The sequence below is a fragment of the Stappia sp. BW2 genome, from assembly GCF_008107695.1.
In the GTDB taxonomy this organism is placed as follows: domain Bacteria; phylum Pseudomonadota; class Alphaproteobacteria; order Rhizobiales; family Stappiaceae; genus Roseibium.
In genome coordinates, this window is sequence record NZ_VIRG01000042.1 from 1 (window position 1) to 292 (window position 292).

Annotated in this window: 1 protein-coding gene; it reads right to left on the reverse strand. The window is 71.9% G+C overall.

What is annotated here, in order from left to right:
* Nucleotides 1-292, reverse strand: a 292-nt coding sequence (locus tag FMN63_RS03030; protein ID WP_148582486.1) for an ATP-binding cassette domain-containing protein, incomplete at both ends; no start/stop codon positions are given.

Here is a 292-nt window from a genome sequence, read left to right on the forward strand (position 1 = left end):
TCGAGCAGCAGCAACGGCGCCGTCGAGAGCAGCCCGCGAGCCAGGCACAGGCGTTGCCGCTGGCCGCCGGACAGCAGCGCGCCGCCGGGACCGACGTCGCTGTCCCAGCCCTGCGGCCAGGCCTCGATCTCTTCCAGCAGGCCAACCGCCCGCGCCGCCTCGCGCAGCGCTTCGAGATCGGCGTCCGCTCGCGCCATGCGCAGGTTCCAGGCAACGCTGCCGCGGAACAGGCCGTTGTCCTGGAACACCAGGTTACGATTGGCGGCGAGGGTCGTTTCGCTCAACCGGCGGA